21 protein-coding genes and 2 pseudogenes are annotated in these 25,292 nt (G+C 42.6%); 18 read left to right on the top strand and 5 right to left on the bottom strand.

The features are described from left to right. Nucleotides 1–6 precede the first annotated feature (6 nt). The 11 genes and pseudogenes from B1L02_RS08935 (at nucleotide 7) to B1L02_RS08895 (ending at nucleotide 13,612) form a co-directional block, all read left to right on the top strand. Entirely contained in the window at nucleotides 7–801 is a 795-nt protein-coding gene (locus tag B1L02_RS08935) for a TatD family hydrolase (RefSeq protein WP_088530751.1), read from the top strand. Then, on the top strand, nucleotides 785–2,623 hold the full coding sequence (locus B1L02_RS08930; RefSeq protein WP_088530750.1) for an alkaline phosphatase D family protein: 1,839 nt from the start codon (nucleotides 785–787) through the stop codon (nucleotides 2,621–2,623). The genes B1L02_RS08935 and B1L02_RS08930 overlap by 17 nt, the downstream gene beginning before the upstream one ends. A 163-nt stretch (nucleotides 2,624–2,786) precedes the next feature. After that, nucleotides 2,787–6,221, top strand: coding sequence for a ligand-binding sensor domain-containing protein (locus B1L02_RS08925; protein ID WP_232003168.1), 3,435 nt, complete (start codon nucleotides 2,787–2,789; stop codon nucleotides 6,219–6,221). Next, nucleotides 6,215–6,478, top strand: a complete 264-nt coding sequence (locus B1L02_RS24370) for an ATP-binding protein (protein WP_232003167.1) — start codon at nucleotides 6,215–6,217, stop codon at nucleotides 6,476–6,478. The genes B1L02_RS08925 and B1L02_RS24370 overlap by 7 nt, the downstream gene beginning before the upstream one ends. Nucleotides 6,479–6,536: 58 nt before the next feature. After that, nucleotides 6,537–7,046: a YgjV family protein gene (locus tag B1L02_RS08920; RefSeq protein WP_088530749.1), complete on the top strand. Its 510-nt coding sequence runs from the start codon at nucleotides 6,537–6,539 to the stop codon at nucleotides 7,044–7,046. A gap of 326 nt (nucleotides 7,047–7,372) precedes the next feature. After that, a pseudogene (locus B1L02_RS08915) lies at nucleotides 7,373–10,356 on the top strand (TonB-dependent receptor). A gap of 144 nt (nucleotides 10,357–10,500) precedes the next feature. Next, entirely contained in the window at nucleotides 10,501–11,589 is a 1,089-nt protein-coding gene (locus B1L02_RS08910) for a M24 family metallopeptidase (RefSeq protein ID WP_088530748.1), read from the top strand. Between the two features lie 9 nt (nucleotides 11,590–11,598). After that, entirely contained in the window at nucleotides 11,599–12,543 is a 945-nt protein-coding gene (locus B1L02_RS08905) for an ornithine cyclodeaminase family protein (RefSeq protein ID WP_088530747.1), read from the top strand. Next, nucleotides 12,524–12,781 carry a hypothetical protein gene (locus B1L02_RS08900; protein ID WP_017217477.1) on the top strand — a complete coding sequence of 86 codons (258 nt, stop codon included), beginning with the start codon at nucleotides 12,524–12,526 and terminating at the stop codon, nucleotides 12,779–12,781. The genes B1L02_RS08905 and B1L02_RS08900 overlap by 20 nt, the downstream gene beginning before the upstream one ends. Nucleotides 12,782–12,821: 40 nt before the next feature. Beyond that, nucleotides 12,822–13,007: pseudogene (locus B1L02_RS23730) on the top strand (IS91 family transposase); the annotation flags it as partial. 218 nt (nucleotides 13,008–13,225) lie between these two features. Continuing rightward, nucleotides 13,226–13,612: a RidA family protein gene (locus B1L02_RS08895; RefSeq protein ID WP_197696993.1), complete on the top strand. Its 387-nt coding sequence runs from the start codon at nucleotides 13,226–13,228 to the stop codon at nucleotides 13,610–13,612. A gap of 298 nt (nucleotides 13,613–13,910) precedes the next feature. On the opposite strand, the gene B1L02_RS25175 is transcribed toward B1L02_RS08895, so the two are convergent. Together B1L02_RS25175 and B1L02_RS08885 are read right to left on the bottom strand one after the other, a co-directional pair. Next, nucleotides 13,911–14,066 (bottom strand): integrase core domain-containing protein, encoded by a 156-nt coding sequence (locus B1L02_RS25175; protein WP_157757228.1) that lies wholly within the window; start codon nucleotides 14,064–14,066, stop codon nucleotides 13,911–13,913. A 194-nt stretch (nucleotides 14,067–14,260) separates the two neighbouring features. Next, the gene (locus B1L02_RS08885) at nucleotides 14,261–15,232 is read right to left on the bottom strand and encodes a transposase (protein WP_088530744.1); all 972 of its coding nucleotides are present in this window, start codon (nucleotides 15,230–15,232) and stop codon (nucleotides 14,261–14,263) included. A 106-nt stretch (nucleotides 15,233–15,338) separates the two neighbouring features. Here B1L02_RS08885 and B1L02_RS08880 point away from each other — a divergent pair, with 106 nt between their 5' ends. Then, nucleotides 15,339–15,488, top strand: a complete 150-nt coding sequence (locus B1L02_RS08880; RefSeq protein ID WP_167651249.1) for a hypothetical protein — start codon at nucleotides 15,339–15,341, stop codon at nucleotides 15,486–15,488. Between the two features lie 529 nt (nucleotides 15,489–16,017). Then, nucleotides 16,018–16,347 (top strand): helix-turn-helix transcriptional regulator, encoded by a 330-nt coding sequence (locus B1L02_RS08875; RefSeq protein ID WP_088530742.1) that lies wholly within the window; start codon nucleotides 16,018–16,020, stop codon nucleotides 16,345–16,347. A gap of 316 nt (nucleotides 16,348–16,663) precedes the next feature. Here B1L02_RS08875 and B1L02_RS08870 read toward each other — a convergent pair whose 3' ends face one another. Both B1L02_RS08870 and B1L02_RS08865 read right to left on the bottom strand, forming a co-directional pair. Further along, on the bottom strand, nucleotides 16,664–17,830 hold the full coding sequence (locus B1L02_RS08870; protein WP_088530741.1) for a putative manganese transporter: 1,167 nt from the start codon (nucleotides 17,828–17,830) through the stop codon (nucleotides 16,664–16,666). 70 nt (nucleotides 17,831–17,900) lie between these two features. Then, a complete protein-coding gene (locus B1L02_RS08865; protein ID WP_088530740.1) occupies nucleotides 17,901–19,526 on the bottom strand; it encodes a M28 family metallopeptidase in 1,626 nt (541 codons plus the stop codon). Nucleotides 19,527–19,984: 458 nt separating this feature from the next. Between B1L02_RS08865 and B1L02_RS08860 the strand changes: the two genes are divergently transcribed. From B1L02_RS08860 to B1L02_RS08840, 5 genes are all read left to right on the top strand, one after another. Further along, a complete protein-coding gene (locus B1L02_RS08860; protein ID WP_088530739.1) occupies nucleotides 19,985–20,785 on the top strand; it encodes a DUF3025 domain-containing protein in 801 nt (266 codons plus the stop codon). Between the two features lies 1 nt (nucleotide 20,786). After that, the gene (locus B1L02_RS08855) at nucleotides 20,787–21,572 is read left to right on the top strand and encodes an ATP-binding cassette domain-containing protein (RefSeq protein WP_088530738.1); all 786 of its coding nucleotides are present in this window, start codon (nucleotides 20,787–20,789) and stop codon (nucleotides 21,570–21,572) included. After that, nucleotides 21,565–22,773, top strand: a complete 1,209-nt coding sequence (locus tag B1L02_RS08850) for an ABC transporter permease (RefSeq protein ID WP_088530737.1) — start codon at nucleotides 21,565–21,567, stop codon at nucleotides 22,771–22,773. The genes B1L02_RS08855 and B1L02_RS08850 overlap by 8 nt, the downstream gene beginning before the upstream one ends. A gap of 155 nt (nucleotides 22,774–22,928) precedes the next feature. Next, nucleotides 22,929–24,077 carry a hypothetical protein gene (locus B1L02_RS08845; protein WP_088530736.1) on the top strand — a complete coding sequence of 383 codons (1,149 nt, stop codon included), beginning with the start codon at nucleotides 22,929–22,931 and terminating at the stop codon, nucleotides 24,075–24,077. A gap of 70 nt (nucleotides 24,078–24,147) precedes the next feature. Then, nucleotides 24,148–24,441: a hypothetical protein gene (locus B1L02_RS08840; RefSeq protein WP_088530735.1), complete on the top strand. Its 294-nt coding sequence runs from the start codon at nucleotides 24,148–24,150 to the stop codon at nucleotides 24,439–24,441. Nucleotides 24,442–24,466: 25 nt separating this feature from the next. On the opposite strand, the gene B1L02_RS08835 is transcribed toward B1L02_RS08840, so the two are convergent. Continuing rightward, entirely contained in the window at nucleotides 24,467–25,267 is an 801-nt protein-coding gene (locus B1L02_RS08835; protein ID WP_088530734.1) for a UDP-2,3-diacylglucosamine diphosphatase, read from the bottom strand. Nucleotides 25,268–25,292: the final 25 nt, after the last annotated feature.

Below are 25,292 nucleotides of genomic sequence, written 5' to 3'. Positions count from 1 at the left end.
GCCAGTATGATTGTAGACTCTCACTGTCACTTAGATAGACTCGATTTTGAAAAGTTAGGCCTAAGCCTTGAAGAAGTACTCAGCAACGCGAGACAAAAACAAGTAGAACACTTTTTATGTGTTAGCGTGACGCTAGACCAATTTCCATCCATGTTAGAAAAAATAGCTCATTTTGATGATGTTTCTGCATCTTGTGGGGTACATCCACTGGACCAAAAAGATAAACTGGATGTTGAAAGGCTAGTGCGACTGGCAAGTAATGATAAAGTAGTTGCTATTGGTGAAACTGGGTTAGATTATTATTATTCAAAAGACACACATCAGGTACAGCAAGAAAGCTTTGCTGGACACATAGACGTAGCTAATCAGCTGCAAAAACCACTGATCATCCATACTCGCGATGCAAAAGCGGACACGATAGACATCATGCGTGCCCACAATGCGCAGAATTGCGGTGGCGTGCTGCACTGTTTCACCGAAGATTGGCCGATGGCAAAGCAGGCACTAGATCTTGGTTTTTACATTTCAATTTCGGGTATTGTGACGTTTAAAAATGCGACAGCGCTTCAGGAAGTCGTTAAGCAAATTCCGATGGATCGATTGCTTATTGAAACCGACTCACCTTATCTTGCACCCGTACCGCATCGTGGTAAAACTAACCAGCCTGCTTATGTACAAGACGTTGCATATTATATTGCTGACTTAAAAGGAATGAGCTACAAAGCGCTTGCAGAGCAAACCACGAATAACTTTTATTCTTTATTTAATTTGGTGAAACGCCAAGATGGTAGCACAACTTAATCAGCTACCTCAGGTGTTGATGGGCCCGCAAGTGCGGCGAGCTGAGCAAAGTAAAATTTGTATCCAGCTTGTGACTTGTGAAGCGGTGGACATCTCGGCTTCGCTATTGGCCCACCAAAGTCGATGTGAGGTTGAGACCTTTCAGCTCGGAGCAGCCTGCTTTTTACATTTTTTGATGATCTGCAGCGAGGAGGCATTGCCAACGGGGCAGCTTCTAGAGTATCAAGTGCTCATTAACGGTGCTGTGTATAAGCCAGATTATCTGCGTTACGGTGAATCGCTCAGCTTTGCGATACCGGCCAAACTGAATCAGATATTGCATGGCTCATGCCGTAATCCGCACCATCACTCCAAAGACAGCCTACATACTGCGGATCAGTGGCAGGAGCAGCAGCGCGAGCTTGGTGAGTTAGGTGCTGACTTGTGTATTTTTTCTGGCGATCAGATCTACGCAGATGATGTTGCTGGCGCCATGTTGTTGGCTATTCACCAACTTGTAGCGCGATTGGGTTTGTTTAAAGAAACTAAACTGCCAGTGCACCTACCTGCTGATCAACAAGCTCAGCTGTACCATCGTCACTTATATCTACCGAAGACGCCATGGCAAGAGCGCTCTAAGTTTTCGCCGGGCTATTGGTTTCGAAAGGATGAACCACACTTTTCAAGTGTTAAGGCCTTTAATCACCTTATTTTCTTCGAAGAGTTTGTTGCCTGTTACTTGCTAAACTTCTCTCATCTTGCTTGGCAATTGGTTAACTTTGACGTGCTTCATTATGACGGTGGCAACGATAAAGTTAGGCGAATATTCGAGTCTGAACTTGACGCCCTAAAAGGCTTTGTTGAAACGCTGCCTAGTGCTGAGCGGTTGTGTGCGAACGTGCCCATTCTGATGATGTTTGACGACCATGATGTGACCGATGATTGGAATTTGACGGCTAAATGGGAGCAGGCAATTGCGAACCATAAAGTGAGTCGCCGCATCATCAGTAATGGCATTATTAGCTATTGGCTGTTTCAAGGCATTGGTAATGATGCATTTGAATATAGTGGGGCGCTGACAAAAGAGTTTAATGCAAGCCTAATTAACAACGAATGGCACTTTTCGGCGTTTGACAAAAAAGTTCGTCGATTCACACATTGGCACTATTGTTTAGATACCTTCCCAAAAGTGGTGGTGCTAGATACCCGTACACATCGCTGGCGTAATGAACAAGATTTCAATGAACCGAGTGGTTTACTCGACTGGGAAATGTTGATGGAGCTGCAAGACACGCTTATCGACCACAGTGCAGTATTGATGGTAAGCCCAGCCCCGGTATTTGGAGTAAAGGCAATCGAAACCATACAAGCCATATTTAATACCTTTGGTGAACCGTTGGTGGTGGATGTGGAAAACTGGATGGCACATGAGGGGGCTGCGAAAAAGCTCATTGAAATTTTTAAGCGTCCAGATACACCTAAAGAAACTATTATACTCTCTGGAGACGTACATTATTCATTTTGTTTTTCGGTTCAGGCACGTTTTGGTCGTCATGATAACCGAATTTGGCAGTTAACTGCATCAGGGATAAAGAACGAATTTCCAAAGCCGCTTATCAATATCTTAGATAAAATGGACACGATTTTATACGCCAAATATAGCCCTCTGAATCTCTTTACGAAACGTTGGCAGTTATCAGTAAGTAAGCATCCTTCATCGCTGAAAAAGCATGGTTATTTGGTGTCTGACTCTGCGATTAGCTTAGTAACGCTTGAGAATGGCTTACTCGAAAAGTATGAACTACTGCACGGATCTGGGATCCACAGTCATTTTGAGTTGTAAGTCCTAGTAAGTGACCTGAAGGCTGAATAAACCGTTTTCAGCTATTCGCAGCTTAGCTTGGCTATACGTGTCAGCTTGCGTGATGCGCTAAACCCATCAAAAAACACATGCTCTTTTTCGCTTTTGCTATAGTTAATATAACGCGGGCTAACATCTCGACTATATGACTTTACTCAAGCGCATGTATCTGTTCGTTGTACCATACAGCACACTGAAATGGTTTTGTGTGTTACTGCTATTGTTATTACCGAGCTTTCCTTGTGCAGCCAGTTTTCCCGAATTTAGCGATACAGCGCAGGTTATGCGCCGCTACGACTATAACTCTGGCCTCACTCAGGTCACGATAACTGCCATTACGCAAGATCAACTCGGGTACATTTGGGTTGGCACACAGTCAGGCCTAAATCGTTTTGATGGTCATGATTTTGTTCAATTTGAAGTAAAACAGAACTCCAAACATCACCTCTCAGGTGGCTTTATTACCTCGCTATGTCATAGCGGCAAGTATATCTGGGTCGGAACAAGCACTGGGCTTAGCATATACGATACTGAAGCGGGGACCTTTCGCTCTATTTTAGCTGCACAGAATGAGGCGGTGGGCTCCGACAGGGTTAGAAAAGTGGCCTGTTATGGAGAATCAGTCACTGTATCAACAGAAGAAGGTGATGCTTATCGAGTTAACTACCAAACTTTAACGCCTGAAAAACTCTATTTAACCGGTAAATTTGTTCGTGAAGTCCAAGAAACAAGAGATGCGTTTGTTTACCTCAATGCTGATGGTTTAGTCAGTCAGCCAAAAGACAAAGTCGGTGCGAACGTGTTGTTGGAAGGTGAATTTAAAACACTGTCGCTTTCCCATGGACGGATATTCATTGTTGATGCGGATGATAAAATCATTAGTTTCGACACTCAGTTTAATAAAGTGCAATGGCAAAAGTCGGTCAGCGCGAAAGTAAATCTTAGCATTCATCAAATTAAAGTAAGGGCGAATGAAATACTCGTCGCCTCCAATACGGGTGTGTTTATTTTAGACCTGCAAGGTAATATAAAACGGCATTGGTATCGTCGTGTAGAGCAATATGATGGACTACAAGACAACAATGTTCTGAGCGTTCAACGGGATAGAAATGGCGATTTATGGATTGGTACGGAATCACAGGGGCTGCACTTCTTTAGCCAACTGAGCGAGTCGTTCGGCCATGTGGGAGAACAAAATTTTCCGCACGCCCCTTTGGGGCATCCCGATGTCAGAAATTTTGCATTAGACAGTAGCGAGCGTTTTTGGATAGGTACGTCATCCGGTTTATATATTTATCAAAAATCGAGCTTTATCGAAGCGCATCGAATTTTCCCGAGTTTGTCTGCAATCAGAGGAAGCTTTATCACTCAAGTAAAAATTTATGATGATACCTTGTGGGTAACAACAAGAGGCGATGGTGTTGTTAGATATGCCTTAACTCAAGGGGAAATCAGTCATCTGATGCCAGACTCAGACAATGGCCCAGAGCTCAGTTTTAATGACGTCATTGAGTACCAATCACAGATATTAGTAAGTTCTCGGACGCTGGGTCTAATGAGGTACGACGAAGAGTCGAAAACCTTAATGCAGTTTTTTGAAAATCGTTCAGATGCGCCTTCACATGTGTCTTCGTTTAAAGTGGTCGGACAGGACTTATGGTTTGGTTCTATAGGTGAGGGCTTGTTCAAATTTAGTAAAGGTCAGCTTCATAACCTCAGCACGGAGGATGGCTTAAAGTCGAATTTGGTTTTTATGATAGATGAAGATCCTTGGCAACGTATCTGGGTTGCAAGTGAAGCGGGTATTAGTTTAGTTGATAAACAAATGAAAGTTGTTCGAACTATTGGTGAGCAAGAAGGACTAGGAAACCAAGCTGTATGGGGGCTAGTTTATGATGACTACGAATACATGTGGCTTGGTACCAGTGGTGGGCTGTCGCGCGTCAATGTAATGGACTTTGCCATTGATAACTTTTTACCCATTGATGGAGTACAGGCACATGAGTTTAACTACAATGCCGCGTGGAAAGCCCCTGATGGCCGAATTTTTATGGGCGGAGCCAAAGGCTTTAATCAATTTTTTCCTCAGAATGTATCAATTTCAAATACCGCGCGACCTATTTTGGTTTCCACTATCGAATTACTAGGCGAGCCATTAAAGCCAAGTCTAGATGGGATCCTCACGGTCGCACCGGAGCTTGCGGGTTCATTGCGGCTACGCTATGACCAAAATATTATATCGCTACAATATTCAAGCTTGGATTTTGGTTCTGAGAAGCTGAACTTTTATTACCGTATTAAAGGATTAAGCGACAAATGGTTAAAACTTGCAAATGGAGCACGGCAAATAAACTTACTCCAGCTTGAACCCGGCACCTATCGAGTAGAAACCTATACAGTGAACCGCTTTAATATGCAGTCACCCGTTCATGAATTTAGTATTTATATCGACGCACCAATTTGGTGGAATGCTTACTCGAAAACCCTATATACCCTAGTCATGGTGCTGATCATCGCTGCATTTGTTCGAGCGAGACAACGGCGCTATCAACAAGTACTGCGGGATAATCAGAAAATGTCTGCGCTACAAGAGCGGTTAGAGTTGTCATTGTGGGCGAGTGGTGATGAACTTTGGGATTGGCATGTTGAGTCGGGTAAAATTTATCGTTACAGCGTAAATCCAAGGATCGATTTTAGTCATCTCCAAGATAAACTCATCCTCGATGAACTTGACCAGTTTGTACACCCAAAGGATTGTGTGTTACTTGAGGAGCGTCTTCAATCCTGTGTCGACGGACGTGAAGACGTGTATGAACTGTCTATTCGAGTCAAAGATCAACAAGGAGAATGGATCTGGGTATTAGACAGAGGAAAAGTGGTGGCTCGAGATGACAATGGTAGGGCAACGCGGATAGCGGGGGCACTGAAAGATATTGCAGACTTGAAAGCACATCAACAAGCTTTGCAGTCGTTAAACGAGCAACTTGAGATAAAAGTCGCGATGCGCACCGATGAGCTATATAAAAAGAATCAGAAACTTGAGCAAGCAATGTTTGAGTTAAAGCAAACGCAAGAAGACTTAATTGAAAGTGAAAAAATGGCTTCTTTGGGTGTTGTGGTTGCGGGTGTTGCGCATGAAATCAACACCCCGTTAGGTATAGCTATCACCGCACTTTCGCATAATGAAGATTGTTTATCTGAGCTGGTAGAAAAGCTTGAGAATAAAACCCTTAAGCAAAAAGATTTGGTCACCTCCATCGATGCACAGCAAGAAGGCTATCTGCTGATCAGTCGCAATCTGCAAAGAGCAGAAAGCCTTATTAGTAACTTTAAACAAGTCGCAGTGGATCAATCAAGTGAGGCGGAGCGTGATATTAACCTGCTTGAATATATCAATGATGTATTCGACTCACTGAAACCATTGGCTAAAAATAAAGAAGTATATTTATCGATAGATGGGAATGCTGGCGTAAATCTCTCCACCTATCCAGGCGCGGTTTATCAAATAATGGCAAACCTATTTAACAACTCTATTATCCATGGGTTTGAGGGAGTGCCTCTGGCACGGTCAGCGTGTTAGTCGAGGCAACAGATAGCCACTGGACTATTGTATACAGCGACAATGGTGTCGGCATGGACGAAGCAATGCAAAAGACGCTGTTTGAACCGTTTGTAACAACAAAACGTAATCAAGGCGGATGCGGATTAGGCATGCATATTGTTTATAATTTGGTAACGCAACTTTTAAAAGGCGAGATCCGCTGTAAAACGGCGAAATTACAAGGTGTCGAAATTACGATAAAAGTACCATTTAAGAAAATAACGACCGAAAATTAACTTAGGTGAATTACAGTTAGCTAACTGTCTATGACAATGCTTCTTTTAGGAGTTTGTCATGTTTTTATTATCTCAAGTTTTGGTTACCGTTGCTGTTTTACTCGATCTTGCCTCATTTCAATTTATGAAACGGCAGCAGGTGTTACTGGCACTAAGCCTGTCTACTGCACTCACTGCAATTCACTTCTATCTACTTGATGCAATGGCTGGTGCTTTGCTTATGGCGGTTGCGAGCTTCAGGTATCTCGTGTTTATCAAATCGCAGTCAAAGCGCTTACTTATCGGGTTTCTACTACTCAATACAGTGCCACCTTTAGTACACTTAAATGCAAATTATGAACTTTACGCTGTGTTTGGTAGTATTTTATTGACATTAGGGGCATTTATTCGCGAGCAGGTGGCATTTCGGTGTGTGATGATGTTAGGTACGGTGTGCTGGCTGATACATAATTGCTATGTCGACTCACCCATGGCGATTGTGCTAGAAAGTACTTTTTTGGTGAGTAATTTGATTGGGCTAGGGCGAATTTATATGAAACGTAAAACGAGTAAGTTGAAGGCTGAGTAAAACGCTCTGGCTAGCAGCCGAGTTGAAGTGGATCCAATTGTACTGGCTTAGGTGCTAATCAGATAAGTTCATATGAGAAATATATCTAATAATTCATTGGGTTAGATTAGGCCCTACCTACTTTTCAAACCATTCGTATTGAGTACAAGTGGTATCGAAAACGGGCTGAAATAAAAAAATAATAAATAATCTTTATATAAATCATAATATTACTATCTATTTATGTAATTATTGCATAAATAATATTGTATACAATATATCTATTGTGTATTGTTTGTTCGTTACCAAAAAAACACTCAAATCAATGGGAACAAAAGGACAATAATATGCGTAATAACAAAAAAACAGCGCAAACACTGTGTAAATCACTCACAGCATCAGCACTTGCTCTAGCATTGGGGACTACTACAGCATTTGCTGCAGATGGCAATAGCACTGTGAAAGGGAGCATCGTTAATAGTCAAGGTCTTGAGTTATCGCAGGCTCAATTGACCTTTACACATAAAACTAAGGGGCTGAAGTTTGCTGTACAAACTAATGGCAAGGGCGAATACATTTTACGTAATTTGCCTGTTGGTCGTTACAGCGTGTCAATTAATAAAGCAGGATTTGAAAACGTTATTGAAGAGGATGTTGAGCTTAATATTGGACAGGCGCTGATCTTAGACGCTCAACTATTACAACAAGGACAGGATATAGAGCGGATAGCGGTAACTGGTACGGCTATCCGACGTGTTGATATGGCCTCGTCAACGGCTGGCGTAACCTTTACAGACGCAGAGCTTAAAGTTATGCCAGTAAACACCGGCTTTGAAAGTATCGCGTTACTCGCACCGGGTACCGCTGAACCTGGTGGTAGTTCATTTCGTGGTGCATCAAGCTTTGGCGGTTCTTCGTCAGCAGAAAATGGCTATTACTTTAATGGCCTAAATGTCACGAGTATTCAAACGGGTTTAGGTTCAATTCGCTTACCTTGGGAAGCCATTTCGCAAACCCAAATCAAAACGGGGGGAATTAGCCCTGAATTTGGTGGTGCACTAGGGGGATCGTTAATGCAATTTCTAAATCTGGTGATAACGAGTTTAACCTCGGCGCAGAAGTGAGGGTCGATCCTTCATCAAGCCATAGTTATCACGACTCTAATTATTTAGATAATGGCACCATCAACATAAATACCGAGCAAGATTATGACTCGTTCAAAGAACTGCAGATCTGGGCGAGTGGTGCACTCATTGAAGACAGCTTATTTTACTATGGCCTGTATGCGCCTCGACGGGAGGTTAATCGTTGGGCTGGGCAAACGACCTTCAATGACAGAAGCAGAGATGAAGACCGCTGGTTTGCAAAACTAGATTGGTTCATCAATGAAGATCACTCAATCGGCTTTTCAGCCATGAATAACAAAAGAGAATGGACGAGACAAACCTATGCTTATGATTGGGAAAGCGATGCGATTGGCGATAAACAAGGTGTCGCGGCTCCAGGTGAAGATGGCGGTAAGGTTTACAGCATCAACTATAATGGGTACTTTTCAGACTTCTTTTCTGTGTCTGCGGTCGTGGGTCGAGTCACAGAAAATGTAGAAAATATCGTTGCTTCAACTATGCCTGGTGTTTGGGATGAAAGAGAAGGAACGGTAACGTTATCAAGCCACACGGCAAGCGGTGTTTCTGAGCAAGAATTTATCCGTGACCAAGCGAGAATAGATTTTAATATCGATTTGGACTACCACGCCATTTTGTTTGGTGTCGATTATACCAAAGTGACAGTAGATTATTTTGAAGGTCAAAATGGTCTTGGTGATGCTGAAGGTTGGTGGACAATTAAAACCGCTGGTGAAGGGAGTATTTCCGGTGCTGCGCTAGGTCAAGATTATATTGAACGCCGAGTGAGGACTAGGACGGTTGACTCTGAGGTTAACTCGCTTGCTTTCTACGTGAATGATTCTTGGCAAGTCACCGACCAACTCGTGTTAAATCTGGGCCTGCGTTATAGTCAGTTTGAAAATACCGTCACCGACGGCAGAGCATTTGTTGATATGGATAACCAACTTGCGCCTAGATTTCAAGCGATTTATGACCTAAATGGTGATGGCGAATCCAAAGTTTTCTTTACTTACGGGCGATACTTTCAACCTGTGTCTGCTAACATGAATGTCACTCAAGGCTCGGCTTCAGTAGAGTGGTTTGAGTATTTCGACCTAGAGCAAGTAGACAGTGATGGTTATCCTGTTTTATTAAGTGATGGCTCGCCAAGTCGAGGGGACATGCTTCGAGATAGACGCTGGCGCCAACGCGGAATTACAGAGCCCGGTTTGATTGCCTCATCAACCCTTAAGCCGATGTATTCTGATGAATTGACTTTGGGATACCAGACCACAGTTTTTGACGATATGGCATTTGGGGTTAGGGCGATTTATCGAGATCTCGGACGCAGTGTCGAAGATACGGATGTAGGCCCCGTACTTGCGAAGAAATTGGCTGAACTCGGTATCCAAGACAATGTCGGTCAGGGTTCTTACTATGTGCTAAATAACCCGGGTGAAGCGATCACCATGAGTTATGACTTTGATGGCGATGGTCAAGTCGATGAAGTGACGCTCAGTGCAGAAGAGCTTGCCCTGCAACAAGCAGTGCGTAAATATCTGGCACTTGAATTTACCTTAGAAGGAAATATTACCGACAAGTTACGGATTAATTCTTCTTATACTTGGTCACATAGCTATGGTAATACAGAAGGTTTAGTGAAAACCGATAACGATCAGGCCGATCCAGGTTGGACAACTTCCTATGATTACGCGGATCTGATGGATCACGGGTATGGTAATTTGCCGAACGACCATCGCCATTCAATAAAAGTATCAGGTTCTTACGATATCACAGATGAGTTAACTCTGGGGCTGGTTGCAAGAACGTCATCAGGTCGCCCGACTAACTATTTCTCAAAACACCCTGTCGGTGTAGATAGCTGTGCGCCTGGTAACCCTTGGGATGCTTGCGTGAGTAAATATTACGGCCATGTTTCGCATTACGATGAAAATGGTAACCCAACCCCTCGTGGTAGTGTAGGTAATCTTCCTTGGGCAACCACGGTAGACTTATCACTCAGTTACTCTACCGACATCATGGGACATGATTTGTTACTCAAGGGCACCGTTTATAATCTACTAAACAGTGATAAAGCGCTTGGGATCAATGAACAGCGTTCTTTAGATGGTGAAAATGGCTTAATCGTTAATCCTGACTATGGCATTACAACGTTACGACAAACTGAGCGTTACGCGTCATTAGTTGCAAGGTTTACGTTTTAATTTCCCTGGAGACAGCCAAGACTAGGTGTTATGCACCTAGTTCTTGGCTTATTTTCAAAAAGCATCGCAAGGAGCTGTATTTAGTTCTCAGGATCCGTTTAACTTAAACCAAAATAGTGCGATGCAAAGAGAGTTCTTATTACCATGAATATAGATTACGCAGCCAGACAGCAACGCTTAGTCAATAAATTACAACAACATCAAAGCGACGCTATCATTATTTATGGCTACGAGAATATTGTATATTTAACTGGCTTCACCGGTCATGCAGCAACATTGTTGATGTCTTCAAATGGGCGACACCGACTCATTACCGATTATCGTTACTTTGAGCGTGCTAGCAATGAAGCGGTGGGAGTCGAAGTCATTTTAAGAAATCGTGATAAAGAAACGTTACCTGATTGTATTTTTAGATTATTGGATGGGCCGCGACAGCTTGCATTTGAAGCGCATCAAATCAGTCACGCAGATTATGTCTCATTAAACATCAGTGCAAAAAATACCACGCTTGTTGCCGCGCCGCTGTGGGTGGAATCACTAAGACAAGTTAAAGGTAGTGATGAAATTAACTGTATCAAACGTGCCGCCGAGATAGCTGACTCGGCGCTTGCCCATACACTGCCTTTGTTAAAAGTAGGGATCACTGAGCGAGAAGCGGCAATTGAGCTTGAGTATCAGATGCAAAAGCTAGGCTCCGAAGGTCTCTCTTTTGACACAATCCTATTATTTGGTGCTCGTTCTTCCTTACCGCACGGAAACCCAGGACAGACAAAACTTAACCTAGGCGATTTGGTACTTATCGACTTTGGTGCGGTGATAAGCGGCTATCGCTCTGATATGACGCGAAGTTACGTGTTAGGGGAGCCGACGAAGCAACAACAAGCCATTTATGACACGGTTCAACATGCGCAACGAGCTGCGTTGGCGCTAATAAAAGCAGGCGTTAACTGCATAGATTTAAATAACGCATCACACGATGTGTTAAGTCATAGTGATTTTTCACAATACGCAGGCGAGGGACTTGGTCACGGTGTGGGGCTATTTCTACACGAGCAGCCGTTTATTAAACCTGGGGTCGATCACCAATTAGAAGCCGGCAATATCATTACCATAGAGCCTGGTATTTACATTCCAAATTATGGTGGTGTGCGCTTGGAAGAAGATGTACTGGTGACTGAAAATGGTTTTGAATGCTTAACCCACGCGCCACAAGTATTTCAGCTAACAAACTAAGGAATGATGATGCAAATTATTACTCGCCAAGAGGTCGCGGATAGTCTCAACTACCCAAGCTTAATTCAGGCGCTTAAACAGGGGTTTGCGCAACCAGCAGGTACACCAACACGGCAAGTCTTTGAGCTAGATAATAGTCACATCAATCATGATGCTTTTGCTGTTTTACCAGCTTGGAATGCCGATGTGATTGGCGTAAAGGCGTTTACTTATTTCCCAGATAACAACCAGTACGATAAAGCCTCCCTTTACTCGAAAATCATGCTGTTTTCTAGGCAGTTCGGTGAGCCGCTCGCGCTTGTGGACGGCACCGAAGTAACGTTGTGGAGAACCTCTGCTGTGTCAGCATTAGCCGCGGAGTATTTAGCACCTAAGCATGCCAAACATTTGGTTTTCTTCGGTTCAGGCAATTTAGCCAGTTACATGATTAATGCGCATTTAAGTGTTAGGAGTTATAGAAAAATTTCAATAATTGCACGCAATACTGAAAAAGGACGTCTGTTGCTGGAGCTATTGTCCTCGCAGCATCCGGGAATGGAATTTTCACTGTATCAGGAGGCAACAGCGTCTGTTATTGCTTCGGCAGACGTGATCAGCTGTGCAACAGGCAGTCATACGCCTTTGTTCAATGGAGAGTGGCTGAGCGATGGCACGCATATAGACTGCATTGGCAATCACCATAAAGATTGTCGAGAAATTGATACCACAACGGTAACTAAGAGTCGCGTTTTTGTAGATAGTCGCGCCAATGTATTGAACGAGGCGGGCGAATTGTTGTTACCAATCAGTGAAGGTAAATTTAGCCCCGATAAGGTGGTTGCAGAGCTTAGCGAAATGACTAAAAATAACCTAGGTCGAAGTAACGAGAACGAAATTACTTTGTTTAAGTCTGTAGGAACAGCACTGAGTGATTTAATTGGAGCGAAATTAGTGTATGACTTGGTTCAAAAATAAAGAGCACGGTAAAGTGTATGAAGTAACCGCAGTAGTCAAAGCTGCTGACAAGCGCTTGGTGAATCCGCTTATTTGTCACGAATGTCACATGTTGGTCAGTTATCAAGGAGTTGGTGGTGAAACGAAAAGTGAAAAGCTGCTATATGACGAGGTGTTTTACAAAGCGTTTCAAAACCACGATAGCTGTTACGTCATGGTGGATGACAATGGTATTCGCCATTATCATCCAAGTGAGTAAAGTGACTTATTCAATTAAGTGGACACAATTAAGTGAATAAGCGCTGATAAGGTCGCAGGCGTCATGCACATGCAGAGCAAAGAGACCAAAGACAGAAAACGTGATACTGATACCGCATTGGCCTTGTCAGCATTGTCGAGCAGGTATCTTGCGGCTAATTGGCGTATTCAAGTTAGATGCAACAACGACCAAAGTAGAACGAACGAGTTGGCAGCTCGATAGCTAATTAAAATCAATTAGTTAACCTGCTTAATTGCTCAGGCTAGCGGCCTCAGTACGCGTAAAAAATATAATTGCTTATTAAGCCAAATTTAGGTGTAATGAATACATAATAAGCGCTGAGCAATGTAGGGAAAGCTTACATAACACTAGCTAAACTGATTACACTTGCTAGGAAATGCGTGTCGCATAAATACTAAAATGTTATGCCTCAAGGAGGTAGAAGTGTTTAAACTTACGAAAATAAACTCCGATAGCACGCCAAAAGCAATAGGAGGTTACAGTCAGGCTCTTTTAGTTGAGAATGCAAATAGACTCCTTTTTATAAGTGGGCAGATCCCCGTAGGAAAAAATGGAGATGTACCAAGAGACTTTGAGTCACAATGTCGATTAACTTGGTGCAACATTCTAGAACAACTAAAAGCTGCTGATATGGAAGCAAAGAATCTTGTAAAGGTGACTACATATCTATCATCTCGTGAATTCGCAGATACAAATGGAACTGTTAGAAGAGAGTTATTAGGAAGTCATAACCCAGCACTCACAGTAATAATTGCTGATATTTTTGAGGAGAATTGGTTATTAGAGATTGAAGCGTATGCTGCTGCGTAACACATATGAACCTTCTCGGGTCAAGTAAGCATAACGGTTCTTTTTAGCTGCTTTTAAGCAGCTAATATGTATCTGCAATTCTTAAATCTGTTCACTTCGCTATGTCGGTTAGCCGTTAAAATCGTTTACGGCAAACACATATAGGGGCGTTACGCCGTAATCTCTTAATGCGATCTCATCGCTGCCTAAATCAGTCGATACAACTCATAATCATTGATTGAATCATTGATGATACCCACCATTATTTGTATCTATGCTTGTAACTCCACCCAATTTAGTACAGCTATTTCATAGAATTTTATGCAGCCTCAAGATAGCCAATTGGTGTCATATCGCCAAGTGAATCATGAGGTCGCTCATAATTATAAATATCTAACCACTCATAGTTAAAAACAAGGGGTAAAAACAAGTGAGGTAAAAACAAGTGAGGTGAACATTTAAACCAGACACCCACCGTTATTTTTACCTATGCTGGCAAAGTGAGATTAAAAAGTACGGAAACACTAAAAGAATATGGACAAAAGAGTTCTTAGATAGGGTGACCTTTGGCGTATAAGCGTATCGCTACAGTAAAACTGGGTTATCGCGCACGACAACGTGCTGTTAATACAACAGAAAGAAATTCGAGAATTGAGAATGTGAGTTTTGCTAAGCTAACAAGCGCTCGCAGTTTGTTAGGTTTGTCCGTCGTCGTTTTTGCAGAGTTTCACAGTAAGCGGTTATTGTTCGCTCTCGACCAACGGCACCATGGAATACACGTGAAAATTGCGTAGTGAGTTTTATCCAGTTCTCAGGCTCTATATTTAGTCGAGTGAGTATGGGTTGTGCTTCGTTTATATGGCCTCGCTTGTCGGCTCGAATACACTGACCTGTGAGTTCAACCAATTCAATATAAGATTTAAGTTCAAAAGGTAGGCCTTTTGGCATGTGTTTTCGTGGGCTGCCAGCAAAGCGTAGTAGGCTTTTAGGTTGTTTACCTAATTTCGTATGGTCAATGCGTTTTTTGATGCTGGTGTAGTCTGAGGTTTCAGGCGTTGCTGCGATTTTGGCTCTAATGGGGTTCAAGTCTACATATGCTAAACACGCAACCAATGCTGCCTCATCCAGTAATGCTTGGGATTTAAATCGTCCCTCCCAAAACCGGCCTGTACAATTATCTTCTTTATTTGCTCTGCGGGCGATGTCTTCGTTGAGTACTCGCATAAACCAGCTAATATCTGCGAGCCTTTCTCTGTACTTATCAACCAGCTCATCGAGTATCAATTGCTCCGACTCATTAAGTGCTTCACCTTCAATAAATTTTTGGCTTATCCAATTACCTTTGAACAACTTGTGCCATCGTATCACAACTGCTTTATCAGACAGGCGCTTAGCCTTTCTATCATCAACATATAAAACAATGTGGGTGTGATTACTCATCACGGCATAAGCACAAATATCAATACAAAACACAGACCCCAGCATCAGGAGCTTTTCTTCAACCCAATCTCGGCGGTGTTCGTATGATTTTCCGGTAAATTTATCTTCACCGCAGAGAAAGGTGCGCCTTACGCAACGGGAGATACAGTGGTAGTATTTGGTGTCGGTTAAACTAATTTGTCTATTACGGGCAGTCGCTATAGCTAGGTTTCCTCAATCCTTTGAGTGCAGAATTAAAGCTTAGGCAGGATCTTAGAAAGGTGCAAATTAGTGGTGGGTGTCAGCGATTTGTTCTTCCGAATGTCACATGTTGGTCAGTTATCAAGGAGTTGGTGGTGAAACGAAAAGTGAAAAGCTGCTATATGACGAGGTGTTTTACAAAGCGATTCAAAACCACGATAGCTGTTACGTCATGGTGGATGACAATGGTATTCGCCATTATCATCCAAGTGAGTAAAGTGACTTATTCAATTAAGTGGACACAATTAAGTGAATAAGCGCTAATTTTTAACCTGACAGAGTACAAATATAGAGCTCTATGAATTCTGACATTTCAGCTATTGGGCAGGTGCGGACTGCGGTACTAACATGTTTCTGCCCCAAAATGAGTTAACGTAAATGCTCTAAGGGTGGCTTTGAGCGAAAAGCTGGCGTTCATCCTTTCATCTAAAACACTGTGTATATATCCATATTCATTGAGTTTCTTCCATAGTCAGGAAAACGACCCTGTGGGTCGTTTTTGTCGTGTTCACATTTAGATTGATGTAACGTAACTTCAATGCTGGTAAGTATTTCCTAAATTTGCTATCAATAGTCATGGGACAAAAACTAGACAGATTGCTGTAGAAAAACGACCCAATCGCTCGATATTAAATTGTTATACACTTATGACGCAACAATGACGTCGGGTTGTCATATTGATGTCGTATCGAAAAATAGGGTTTCTCTCGATAATAGTTTGAACTTTTATATCGGAGGAAACAGTAATGGAAATGAAATTAGATAAAGCAAAACTAAAACAACTCAGAGAGTCAAAAGCCTGGAGTCAGTCCCACCTTGCTGAGGTAAGCGGTATCAGCTTAAGAACAATTCAGCGAATTGAAAAATCAGGTGTAGCTTCACCAGAATCAGTTAAATCTATTTGTGCTACTTTTGGTATTCAAATAGGTGATCTTTCTGTTGGCGAAGAGCATCAAAAGGAAATAGTACCTTCTTTTTCAGGCTTAATGAGATACAAAATATCCAACATGGACAAAAAAGCTACTCTTATCTCGTTTAGCATCGCATTTGTCATAGCTTTTATTTTAACTATGTAACGTGTATAACAAACTGTTTAATAGGACAAATTTTACTGTGTCGCTTTTGCTAATCCGCTGCGCGGGCAAAAACCAACCCAGCAAATTTGCCCATTAACAGGGCGTTAGTCCATAGAAACTTTTATGCGAAATTCGCCTAATACAGCCGACGACCTAAAACGTTTTTGTCCAACAAAAAGTTTATTTGACCGTCCGCTATTCGCCCTTTCCGGCCATTAATCAGTTACGAGCGGTCAGATTTAATTGAACTCATAACCCAAAACTGCCAGATTGTGCTTGAGCCTGCGTCAGATCACTTTGTCGACGTACTCAAGTATTAAGCCAAATTAATGTAGTAGAGGCCGTAACCCACGATAAATGCAGGCACTGCAGAGTAGATGGTGGCAAATAGCGCCGCCCTTGGTGCCAATGCTATCGCTGGAAATAACGCATCGCCATCGTTAGCAACGGCATTGGCTGCAAGGGCACTAAATGGCACGACTCCTTGTAGGTAAAGCGTTGTAACGACAATTTGAGGCCCACAGCCTGGTAATAACCCTACAAGAATGGCCACCAGTGGTGCATACAACGCATAGTCTTTAAACCAAACTGCGAGATCAAGTCCTAAATACGCGGTAGATAGCTCGTAAAGCAAAAAGCTTGCAACGACCCAAGCGGTCACAAAGTGCGTGTCCTGCAGCACTCTGGTGAGCTTTGAAGGTGGGTCGCATTCACCTTCTTCACAGGTGATATCTTTATAGCTGACGCCTTTTGAATTAAGTGCCCACACACACACAGCAAAAAGACATAATGCTGCACCAAGCCATGCAATTTCTGTATCAAAAGGTGCTAAGTCGACGTTAAAAGCAATCGCGAGTGCAATTGCAAGGCTAGGTAGTAAGCATAGCTTCCACACCTTACGGCTTAAACTAAACGCACGGCTCGCGTGTAAGGTTTCTTCTTCGACCTCATTGATGGTCTGCGGGACACAAAAGTCGGGTTTATGAATTAAGTGCACACATAGCCCACTCACGATACCCACACCAACCCCCATCGCGATGATAGTGAGGCCTGTCAGCGGCTCTTTGGCGAGTAGCAAAAACGCTGCATCTCCCATCGTCGCAGTAAGCACTGCGACAACTGAAGCAAAGCTTGCTTGTTTTTTGGTAAATTGAGTGACCACGATAATCGCACCACCACAGCCTGGCAACGCGCCTAATATTGACGCCATACCAATTTCGAGAATAGGGGATTTGGTACTCAGATAACTGAGATTAAGCTGTGGAATTCTGTCAACAAGAAAGTAGTACACGAGTAGAGTAGCGGCAACAAAAACGCTGACTTGAAAAAATGCGTCGCTCAGCGCGCTGACTACAATTGGTCTCGCCGTTTCAAATGCTAAAAGTACAATAATAACGAGGGGTAAAATTAGCCGTTTGTTGAACAATAAACTCACCTTAGCGCCATGTGCTGGTTGAGAGTATCGAAGTAGAGATGAAAACATAAAGTGCAACCCGTGTATTGTCTAAGTTGCACTTTAATTTTATTTTAAATGAAAATCAATATCATTTGCATTATTTTCTTTGGAACTCTGCGGTTGCTTTCCATTTTGGCCAAGCGTCTTGCTCAGAGACATCATAGCCAACTTTAAAGAACAGCTGTAGATCCTGGATTGCTCCGCTTAAATCCCACTCTTCACGGTAGCGATCGCAAGGCTGATGATAACAACCACGCAGTACTAAACCCATACGTTTACGATAGGTTTCAGTCTCTTCGTCACGTGCTTCGGTTCCACCACCGGCGTACATTGCAGGCACACCCATGTTCGCAAATGCGAAGTGATCGGAGCGATAGTAACCACCAGCGGCAGGACGTGGATCCCCTGAAACGACGCGGTCTTGCGCTTTTGCTGCGGTTTCTAGCATTTCATCGAGTTCCGATTTACCAATACCAACTACGCTGATGTCTTTTACTTTACCCAATAAATTTAGGCTATCCATATTGATGTTAGCAACGGTTTTCTCTGCTGGAATAACAGGGTTTGCAGCATAAAATTTAGAGCCTAACAGACCTTGCTCTTCAGCCGTTACGGCCAAAAATGTAATTGAACGGTTAGGGCGAGTTGGTAGTTTAGTAAAGGCTTCAGCTACCTCAATCATACCGCCTGTACCGCTAGCATTATCATGTGCGCCGTTATAGATCTGATCGCCTTTACGATTTGGATCGGTACCTAAATGATCCCAATGTGCTGAGTAGATGATGTGCTCGTCAGACTTTTTGCTACCTGGTAGGGTGGCGATAAAGTTATACGAAGTTGATTTTTTGATGGTGTTTTTGACGGTAACTGACGCGCTTAGGTTGCCCATATCAACGTGGTATGCGCCTTCAGCAGCTTTTTTCTTTGCTGTGTCAAAATCAAGTCCAGCCTTTTGAAATAGCTCTTTAGCAACGTCTACTGTTACCCAACCTTCAACCGCAACGCGGTCCATGTTGTTATTTTCTTTTTGGAAGCCAAACTGCGGGCCACTCCAAGAATTTTCCACTACGCTCCAAGGATAAGAAGCTGGCGCAGTTTCATGAATAATGATCGCACCTGCAGCACCTTGGCGTGAAGCTTCTTCGTATTTGTACGTCCAACGGCCATAATAGGTCATTGCTTCACCGGTAAATTTACCTGAGTCAGGATTAGCAAAGCCTGGATCGTTTACTAGCATCACCACTGTCTTGCCTTTCACGTCCAGGCCTTCATAGTCATTCCAGTCGTATTCAGGTGCATTAACCCCATAGCCAACGAAAACAAGTTCTGAATCTTTGATTGACTCGAGTTCGCTGATGCGGGCTGAGCCCATCACCATGTCTTTTTTATATTCGTAGTTTTTGCCACCGATTGTTAAGGTCATATTAGGATCGGCTTCAAGCGAAACAAGCGGCACTTCTTGTAAGAAGCTGTTGCCATTGCCTGGTTGATAGCCAAGCGCTTTAAAATGTTTGGTTAAATAGGCAAGCGTTAGCTCTTCACCTTTTGTTGACGGAGCGCGACCGCCAAATTCGTCAGAGGCAAGGGTTTTAATATGGGCTCTGAGTTGAGCATCGTTAATACTATTGTATGCAGTATCAATGTCTTGGGGGTTATTGCTCGTGCTAACACAGCCCGCAAGCACCGCCATAGATAGAGCACTGAGCGTCAGTTTAAGTTTCATAATTGCCTTTCTTTTACTTGTTAAGAACCCATAAGTAGTAACATAAAATCCGTAAAAGTTCGAGCGGGACAAGACGGCTAAAGGAGATAGAAATTAATGAAAATCCGTAGCTGGTACAGATCACAGCACAATTTTTAATAATTAACCTGAGGTTTGCATAAGGAATGAACTAACTCATTGTTTTTAATGCCATATTAAATTATACCCTTATCTAGCCAGTCAGTTTTAGGGATAACAAGGCGAATTTATGCACCAATAGCTGGCTATTGGAAGTGAATTCAACGCAGTTAGCGCTAAAACTGGCTGCTAGAAAGGCATTAATTATCCGAAGCTCAGGTTAATTACCTTAATTTTAGCATGCGATGTAGCCTGTTACGCTCATTTACAATTGGCTTTTGCCAAGTATCCGGTGCTTCAGTAAAATAGTCGGCTAATTGCATGATAAGTATCTCAATCAAATGAAAAAGTTTACAGCGCCTGAGGCGTGGCAGGTTGCATGTTTACATGCAGAGCCGTTTTCCCATTTAAATCAGCTTTTTGACTTAAAAAGCCAGCAAGACTGGCCAAGCCCCCAGTGGTTGTCATCGCATGTAAACAGCATTAGCGTGCAACAGTACGATACCCAGTTTGTGGCCGATGAAACGATAGACTTTGGCGATAAATACTATGAAGAGATTATCTTTGAAACCCACCAGGTACCGACGCGTAGTCAAAACTGGCACGATTTATTTGGTGCGTTGATCTGGTGTTTATTCCCAAAAACAAAAGCTTTGTTAAATGCCCTACATATCGAAGAAATAGAACAGTTTGGTTTAAAGCAGCGGAGTAAAAAGCGTAACGCGTTAACACTCTTTGATGAGTGTGGTTTGGTGTTGGCAATCGATGATGATAAATGGCGTGATGCCTTTAAATCACACCAATGGCAGAATGTATTTTACGATAATCGCTCAGAATGGCAGCAAAACCTAAAGCCTTTTGTATTTGGCCACGCAAACTACGAGATGCTAACCAATCCCTTTATTGGGCTGACGGGAAAACTGGTGTGTATCAATGTTGATGCTGAATTTTGGCAACTTTCACTAAGCGAACAATATCGTTGGTTAGACGATAAATTGGTCGCACTGATCAATGATGGGTTGCTTGAAGACAATACCAAAATGTCACCCATTCCGCTGCTTGGGATCCCAAACTGGCATGAGCCACAAGATTTAGAATTTTATCAGAATACGGACTATTTCAGGCCGAAAAGAAGGAAGTAGCATGATAGTTATCAATGGATTAAAAAAACGCTTCGCTCTGACTCGCGAACATAAAAAGAAAAAGAGTCAAACGGATCCTCGCGAGCGTGATGGTTTTTTTCACAGTGTAGAAGAGGTTAACCTGCACTGTGGGCAAGGAGAAGTACTTGGATTGCTTGGCCCCAATGGGGCGGGAAAAACCACCACTTTGCGTATGCTCTCTACTGCGTTGACGCCGGATGCTGGTACTATCTTAGTGGATGGTCAGGATATTGTGAAAAAGCCCGTAATTGCTCGCAAGTCCATCGGCTTTTTATCAGGGTCAACAGGGTTATATGGACGTCTTACCGCCAAAGAAAATGTTGAATATTTTGCGCGACTTCATGGTTTAAAAGGAAAAGCATTAAAAGCGAAATGCGATGAGCTGTTTCAACGCTTAGAGATGGAGACCTTTTTAGATAAAAGGGCTGAACACCTGTCGACCGGTATGAAACAAAAGACCAATATTGCTCGGGCGGTGGTACACGACCCTAAAGTCGTCGTATTAGACGAGCCAACGACGGGTCTTGATATTATGACCACACAAACGGTTATCTCTTTTATTCGCGACCTCAAAGCGCGTGGTACACCTGTTATATTTTCTACCCACCACCTAGATGAAGTCGCATTATTGTGCGATAGGGTGTCTGTTATCGATAAAGGGATCACCTGCTTTGATGGCAGCTTGGCTGATTTCAAAACGAAAGGGCAAAGTGAAGAGCTAAATCAGGCATTTTTGAATTTGTTGACGGGAGCACAGCATGTTTGAGGTATTTTTAAAAGAAATTAGAGAGCTGCTGCGTGACCGCAAAACACTATTCTTTGTGATTGCACTGCCGATGTTGGTATTTCCAGTGATTATGGCCTTGGTAGGCTTTATGGCATCACAAGCCGCCATGGAAGCGGAGCAAGAAGTTCATACGTATTACATCGCAAATGAAGCCTATGCTGAAAAGTTCTCTGAGCAGGTTTTTTATCATAAAAGTTTTAAGAAATATGCTGGTGAGCTCAAGCTTGATAGCGTCGAAGCGCTGAGTGATGCTGTACGAAGTGGCGTGATCGATGTTGGAGTTTTTATTCCATCCGATCCGGTTGAAAATCTGGAGTCTGGCGTAAAAAGTGAATGGAAAATCGTGTTTAACGATGCTCAATCTATCAACTTTATATACGATCGTTTGTCTAAACTTGCTAAGAACTTTTCTGATGAACTCAGAGCGGCGAAGTTAACTTCACTGGGATTGTCGCAAGTGGAGCAAGCGGCAGTGCTCCAACCCATATCGATTATTAAAGTGGACACTGCTGACAAACGTGAAAATTTAGGTGAGAAGTTAGGCGCATTTATCCCTTACATGTTAATTCCGCTGGTATTGATGGGGGCAAGCTATCCAGCTATTGATTTAGGCGCTGGAGAGAAAGAGCGTGGCACTTTAGAGACGCTGTTGTTAACGCCAATTTCTCGCACAGAGTTAGTGTTGGGTAAATTTTTAACCGTATTGAGTAGTTCAATATTCTGTGCGCTTATCACGGTCTCCAGCATGGCGCTGTGGATAGGAATTGCCAGTAGCTTTGTCGAACTAGACGTTATTAAAAACGCCTTCTCGTCGGTTGCATTAATAGACTTTGTGTTGATTTTTGCGTTGTTGCTTCCTGTTGCTGTGATGCTTTCGTCGCTAACACTTGCCATTTCAATTTACGCCAGAACCTTTAAAGAAGCACAAAACTACATGGGGCCACTCAGCATGGGTATTTTCATTCCCATTGTGATGTCCTTAATGCCAAATATGGAGTTAACCGCTAAAACAGCATTGATCCCAATTACCAATGTGGCATTAGCGATTAAAGAAATCATCAAAGGTACGGTCGATTATGGCTACGTCGCGTTAATTTTTGGCGCTTCTGCCGTTTTAGCAGCAGGGTTACTCGTGTGCTGCGTTAAATGGTTTAATAAAGAAACCGTATTGTTTAGGTAAAGCTTCAGTTAGGTGTGAGTCATTGAGAATTATGGCGTTTTTCTGTACGATAAACGCCTTATTCAGAATTTAACTTTTTGTAATTTAGCGTGCTGTTTATCTGGATAGCTTGCGCAAGTCGTAGGTTTCAATTTTAGTCACTCAAGGAATGTAGGATGACATCAACCTCGGTACTTAAGTCAGTCAGTGAATCGGTTACTAACGGCATAGCCATTTTATTCTTGTTTTCGTCGGTTTTTCACTTAGTCGGGTCAAGTTTTTTGGAAGCTCTGATCTACTTAGTGATTTCTTTGTTACTATTTGCATACCGTAATCGTTTAATGTTTGACCCTGCACAAAAGCAGTTTGTTATCACTAAACAACTATCGTTATTGAATGTACGTATTCGGAGAATAGGTGAGCGTGTGATACCGCTTTCAACTGTGACTGAAGTATCTACGGGTTGTAACAAGCAACTCAATTATATTGGTATAAGTTATCTTTCAGAAAGTGAGGAGCCTGCGGTCTATTCATTTTCGTGTTTACGGCAAGCTGATAAACTCACCGCGCTTGTGTCGGCATCTGGTTTTGACCAAAACATTCAACCGACGGCAGATGCGGATGCAGATAGGAGATCAGCTATGCGTTCAACTCCCACTAGCCTTGCAAGATTATTTCCTTTATTTATGAATAGCAATCGCGATATTGAAGCGCGATTCTCCGTGTTACGATGTGCACTACCGACGCCTAAGCATAAGCTGCATATTGTTTGGATGGTGGTAGGGGCTTTTGCTCTGATGACCTGCTTCATTCTTTACTCGTCACAAAATTACATAGCGGGTTTGGTATTTTTGGTGCTCACGTATTTGAGCTATTGGTTGACGTCTGTACTTATCAGTGATAAACACTATTTTGTTTATCACTCACCCTGTAACGAAATTAAGGTTGAGGAAGATAGTTTGTTTTTACCTGCGTTACTGTTTACAGATAAACAAGCACGAGAGGTAAAAAAGGATGAAGTTAACGATATTAAGGTACACTGGAATACGTTTACAGTCAGCGATTTAGATAGGTTGACTTCTTCGACTCGTCGTAATCATATTGTTGATTTGGTCTTTGATACTGAGTATGGCGCGACGGTTTCACTCTCTGGCATGAGCGTAGAGGCTGAGCCACTCTTACTTGCGTTAACGCATTGGCAATATCCTTTATCTATTGAGCGCACGGATAAAGCGGTGTTCCCAATGGTGAGGCACTTTCAATATGGTATTTTTGTGTTTATTTTGGGTATAATTGTCTGGGCAATGACTACATTTGTGATATAACGCACCTAACGAAAAGCGGAAATTGTTTATTTCGAATATAACTTCGCTAAAAATAAGTGAAAGCATATATATGAAGGAAAATCAGGATTGTCCTCAGGCGCTGTTTGAGGATATGTCGCGAAAGGAAGCGATACTAAAAGAGTTTAATTCGCTGAGGCCTAACAATAAGCGACGATTCTACCAGATCATCGCTATGCTAACGGCAGCCGTATTTTTAATTTATCGCTACTCAGAAATTATTGAACAACCCGTTTTATACATATTTTTGATTTTAATGATGAGCTTAAGCGCAGAGTCGTACGTGCAAAACAAGCGTATCAATAAACGCATCGATTTACTGCATAAGCTATTAAAAGATGACTGACTAAATTAGGAAATGAAGCCGCTAATTAAGCGGCTTCAATATTATCAGTTTTCATGTTTTCAATTTCAACTACGTTGAGAACCGATTGTACATCTGACCAATGTAGCAATTCGATACGACCTTCTTGGTTTTCAACCAATGCCGTGCAGTTTTCTATCCAATCACCATCATTACAGTAAACAATACCGTCGACAACACGGATCTCCGGCTGATGGATATGTCCGCAGATAATACCGTCAACACCTTGCTTCTTCGCTTCATGAATTGCTGCGTTCTCGAATGCGGCAATGGCCTCTCTGGCTTTATGCACGCGGTTTTTCAGCCAAGATGCAAGCGACCAGTAATGACCGCCATATAAGCGTCGTACGCGATTGGTCCAGCGATTTAAGAAGAGTAGAAAATCATAAGCGGCATCGCCAATGATACTGATCAGTTTGTTGTATCTTGTTGCCGAGTCAAAATCATCGCCGTGCAGTAATAAAAATCGCTTACCTGCAGAAGTGGTATGAATAAAGGTTTTATGCACTTCGACTTTAAAAAGCGTTTGTCCAACATAGTTTCTGAAGGTTTCGTCGTGATTACCCGGTATGTAGATAACGCGTGTACCAGATCCCGCTTTTTTTTGTATGCATTCTAATACCTGATAGTGGGATGGATCCCAAAAAAACTGGCGTTTCATTGACCATAGATCAACGATATCACCAACCAGATAGAGTACATCACATTCAGTTTTGTTGAGAAAATCTAGCAAGAACTTCGCTTTACAGTCCTTGTAGCCCAAGTGTACGTCTGAGATCCAAATACTCGGATAGTATGTTGTTTTCATGGCTTGGCTCTTTAGCGTAATAATG

It is taken from the genome of Pseudoalteromonas piscicida, assembly GCF_002208135.1.
GTDB classification, from domain to species: Bacteria; Pseudomonadota; Gammaproteobacteria; order Enterobacterales; family Alteromonadaceae; genus Pseudoalteromonas; species Pseudoalteromonas piscicida_A.
This window is presented reverse-complemented; position numbering and strand designations above follow the sequence as displayed.